We start from the raw sequence: 4,124 nt of genomic DNA on the forward strand, positions 1-4,124 counted from the left end.
CGTCGAGCGCCTCCGCGCGCTCGCGCCGCCGCACGGCCGACGCGAGTCGCACACCGCCGAGGCCGAGCACGATCAGCACGACGCCGGCGATCGCCGACAGCACCCTGCCGGCCGCGGCGAGCGCGGGGCCGCTGCCCGTGCCGATCGACCAGACGATCGTCAGCACGCCGGTCAGCCAGTTCACATGGCCGACCGCGCGGGCGACGGGCGCCGTCAGATCGCCGTTGACCGCCGCATGAAACGCGAGCCACGCGAGGCCGAGCAGCGCAATGCCGAAGGCCTGGCCGAGCATCGCCGGTTCGACGTTCGCCAGTTGCAGCGCGTTGAACAGCGCATGCCACGGCGTCAGCACGAACAGCAGCCCGAACGCCAGCAGCAGCACGGCATCGACGACCAGCACGGCTCGCAGCAGCGGTTTCATCGGCGATCAGTCCACGTGATAGTTCGGCGCTTCCTTGGTGATCTGCACGTCGTGCACGTGCGACTCGCGCATGCCCGCCGCGGTGATCTGCACGAATTCGGCCTTCTCGTGCAGTTCCTCGATCGTGCGGCAGCCGCAGTAGCCCATGCTCGCGCGCACGCCGCCAACCAGCTGGAACAGGATCGCGTTGACCGAACCCTTGTAGGCGACGCGGCCTTCGATGCCTTCCGGCACGAGCTTGTCGATGTTCGCCGAGTTGTCCTGGAAGTAGCGGTCGGCCGCACCGTCCTTCATCGCACCGACCGAGCCCATGCCGCGGTACGACTTGTACTGGCGGCCCTGATACAGGAACACGTCGCCCGGCGCTTCTTCGGTGCCGGCGAACATGCTGCCCATCATCACGGCGTTCGCGCCGGCGGCCAGCGCCTTCGCGACGTCGCCCGAGAAACGCACGCCGCCGTCGGCGATGCACGGCACGCCCGTGCCCTTCAGCGCTTCCGAGACGTTCGCGATCGCGCTGATCTGCGGCACGCCGACGCCCGCGACGATGCGCGTCGTGCAGATCGAGCCGGGGCCGATACCGACCTTGACCGCGTCCGCGCCGTATTCGACGAGCGCCTTCGCGGCAGCGGCCGTCGCGATGTTGCCGCCGATCACCTCGACGTGCGGGAACTTCTGCTTGACCCAGCGCACGCGCTCGAGCACGCCCTTGCTGTGGCCGTGCGCGGTATCGACGACGATCACGTCGACGCCCGCCTGCACGAGCAGCTCGACGCGCTCTTCGTTGTCCGGACCGACGCCGACCGCCGCGCCTGCGCGCAGCTTGCCGTGCTCGTCCTTGCACGCATCGGGGTGCTCGGTCTGCTTCGTGATGTCCTTGACGGTCATCAGGCCGCGCAGTTCGAACGCGTCGTTGACGACCAGCACGCGCTCGAGGCGGTGGCTGTGCATCAGCGCCTTCGCTTCCGCGAGCGGCGTGCCTTCCTTGACGGTGACGAGACGCTCGCGCGGCGTCATGATCGACTTGACCGGTTCGTCGAGGCGCGTTTCGAAGCGCAGGTCGCGGTTCGTGACGATGCCGACGAGTTGCGGACCTTCGACGACCGGGAAGCCCGAGATGCCATGCTGGCGCGACAGCGCGATCACGTCGCGCACCTTCATTTGCGGCGGCACCGTGATCGGATCGCGGACCACACCCGACTCGAAGCGCTTGACCTTCGCGACCTCGCGCGCCTGTTCGGCCGGCGTGAGGTTCTTGTGAATGATGCCGACGCCACCCTGCTGCGCCATCGCGATCGCGAGGCGACCTTCGGTGACCGTGTCCATCGCGGCGGACACGAGCGGCATGTTCAGGGAGATGTTGCGGGTCAGCTTGGTCTTGAGGCTGGTGTCGCGCGGCAGAACGTCGGAGAAGGCCGGGACGAGGAGCACGTCATCGAACGTGAGTGCTTTTTGGATCAGACGCATGGCAAATCCTATGGGCGCAAAAGCGAATTATACGCGAAGCGCGGCGAATTTTCACAACACGAACAACGGCTTAGCCGTTTTCCGCCGTTCCGGGGCCGAATCGTTCGAATCGCCGTTCGCTTCGTTTTCGATCGCCTTTCGTTTCGGCCCCGCATCGCCCCGTTCGCGCAATCGGACGGCCGGTCCGCATCGGCGGACCGGCGTGCCGGCCGCGCGCCGGTCGAGTCGCGTCCGGACGCGTGCCAATGCCGTCCCCCTCTATATCGCGCCGGCTGCACTCGCCAGCATCGCGACCCCGCCCACGAGCATCGCCGCGCCGACGATCCGTGCCACGCGATGCCCGTGCGGCAGCAGCCGCTCGGCCGCGATCGCCGCAGTCGCGACCGCCATCACGCGCAGGTCCATCGCGTCGGCCGCCAGCGCCGCGGTCATCAGATTGCCGCAGCAGGCGACGCAGTGCAGCGCGATACGCATGCCGTGCCGCCACGCATCGGCGGCGTCGGCACGCGGTGCCGACGCGCCGGCCGGCTCGTTGCGGCAACAATCGAGGCGATGGCGCTTCCAGCCGGTCAACTGCAGCGTGCCCGCCGCGAAGACCGTCGCGCCGCTCGCAAACGGCAGCGCATACGCGAGCGCCGACAGCCGCAGTGCCGCCGCTGCAAGCACGTCGCCCGCCATCCAGACGAGCACGCCGATCGCCATCCATACCGAGAAATACGCACCGCCCGCGATCGCGACGCGCGCCGTCCGATGCGCAGGCCCGGGCACGTGCGCGCCGATCAGCTGCCGGTAATGCCACAGCGCAGGCGCGAGCACCGGCAGCATCATCGCGACGACCATCGTGCCCCACATTCCGGCGAACGCGGCGAGCGCACGGTCCGCGCGCCATCCGCACGGATGGCCCCACGCGGCCGGCGCAAGCCAGCCGCCTGCCGCGATGCCGCCGCCCATCGCGTCCATCGACGCGTGCCGGTTCAGCAGCACGGCCACGGCCGTTGCCGATACGGCAGCCAGCACCGCGCCGAATGCTTGCCGCTCGCGGCCTGTCGCGCGCGCGTTCATCGCGGGCTCGTCGTCGGTCGGCGACGCCGCGCGCTCAGCGCTGCGCATACTCGTCGTGCCGGCGCCACCATATGCCGGTTTCGTTGCGTCCGAGCGGCGCACGATCGAGCCACGCGTACATGCCCCACAGCGCGTCGAGCCCGCGCGCATAGGTCGAATACGTGTGATAAATCGCATCGTCCTCGCGCACGAATGCGCTCATCCCCGGCCGGTCGCGCGCGTAGGTCCGCGCATCGGTACCGCAGGTTGCCGCGAACTGCGCGACCGGCGCGGGCGGCGGATCCATGTCCATCGCGTGCGTGCCGCGCGCATAGTTGTAGTCGACGTCGCCCGTGCGCTGCTGCGCCTCGGTAAACGACACGTTGAAGTCGAAGTTGAAATCGCTGTCCGCCGACGACGCCCACGGAAACGTCCATCCCATTCGCCGCCGATAGCCGAGCAGCTTCTCGAGCGGCGCACGCGAGACGGCCGTCAGCGTCACGTCGTGATGCGCGAGGTGGACGACGAATCCGTCGAAACCGTCGGCGAGCGCCGAGCACGACGGACAGCCTGCCTTGTAGTCGGGGCCGAACATGAAGTGGTAGACGAGCAGTTGCGAGCGGCCGCGAAACAGGTCCGCAAGCGTCGCCGGGCCGTCCTCGGTGTCGAACCGGTAGGTCTTGTCGACGCGCACCCACGGCAGCGCCGCACGCCGCCGCGCGAGTTCGTCGCTTTGCCGCGTCAGCGCCTTTTCGGCGTCGAGCAGCGCACGGCGCGCGGCCAGCCATTCGTCGCGCGTTCCGGTGAGATGGGTCGTCATCGTAGCTTCCTCCTGTCGATCGGTATCGGGCACGGCCGGCGGCCGTGTGCGTGGTGCTAGATTAGGAGCCGTCGCATCGCCGGAGGGAGTGACAAGTGTGTCGGGATTCCGATGGATTCGCTGATTACCGCGGCCGCACGCGCGCTCGCGGGCGGTGACGCCCTCGGCGCGCTGAACCGCGTCGCGCTGCGCGACGATGCGCCGGCGCTCGCATTGCGCGGCATCGCGCTCGCGCAGCTCGGCGACTTCGAGCGTGCGCGTGCGCTGGTGCGCGCGGCGGCCCGCGCATTCGGCGCCCGGGAAGTCGTCGCGCGTGCGCGTTGCGTCGTCGCGGAAGCGGAAATCGCGCTCGCGGCGCGCGATCTCGGCTGGCCG

Annotated in this window: 4 protein-coding genes and 1 pseudogene; 1 reads left to right on the top strand and 4 read right to left on the bottom strand. The window is 69.4% G+C overall.

The annotated features are described in order from the left end of the window. The 4 genes from HMPREF3115_RS20225 to HMPREF3115_RS20240 all read right to left on the bottom strand — a co-directional run. On the bottom strand, positions 1-421 hold a 421-nt coding region (locus HMPREF3115_RS20225), incomplete at its 3' end, for a hypothetical protein (protein ID WP_070555760.1). A gap of 6 nt (positions 422-427) precedes the next feature. Then, the gene (gene guaB, locus HMPREF3115_RS20230; protein WP_006402674.1) at positions 428-1,888 is read right to left on the bottom strand and encodes an IMP dehydrogenase; all 1,461 of its coding nucleotides are present in this window, start codon (positions 1,886-1,888) and stop codon (positions 428-430) included. Positions 1,889-2,146: 258 nt separating this feature from the next. Further along, a complete protein-coding gene (locus tag HMPREF3115_RS20235) occupies positions 2,147-2,998 on the bottom strand; it encodes a DUF2182 domain-containing protein (RefSeq protein ID WP_070555761.1) in 852 nt (283 codons plus the stop codon). Then, on the bottom strand, positions 2,985-3,749 hold the full coding sequence (locus HMPREF3115_RS20240; protein ID WP_006407693.1) for a DUF899 domain-containing protein: 765 nt from the start codon (positions 3,747-3,749) through the stop codon (positions 2,985-2,987). The genes HMPREF3115_RS20235 and HMPREF3115_RS20240 overlap by 14 nt, the downstream gene beginning before the upstream one ends. A 111-nt stretch (positions 3,750-3,860) precedes the next feature. Here HMPREF3115_RS20240 and HMPREF3115_RS20245 point away from each other — a divergent pair. After that, positions 3,861-4,124, top strand: a pseudogene (locus tag HMPREF3115_RS20245) (helix-turn-helix domain-containing protein); the annotation flags it as partial.

This window comes from Burkholderia sp. HMSC10F09 (assembly GCF_001806955.1).
In the GTDB taxonomy this organism is placed as follows: Bacteria; Pseudomonadota; Gammaproteobacteria; order Burkholderiales; family Burkholderiaceae; genus Burkholderia; species Burkholderia multivorans.

Coding starts and splice junctions, on each gene's coding strand:
- HMPREF3115_RS20240 (WP_006407693.1), bottom strand. CDS start 3,749: ATGACGACCCATCTCACCGGAACGCGCGACGAATGGCTGGCCGCGCGC.
- HMPREF3115_RS20235 (WP_070555761.1), bottom strand. CDS start 2,998: ATGCGCAGCGCTGAGCGCGCGGCGTCGCCGACCGACGACGAGCCCGCG.
- guaB (WP_006402674.1), bottom strand. CDS start 1,888: ATGCGTCTGATCCAAAAAGCACTCACGTTCGATGACGTGCTCCTCGTC.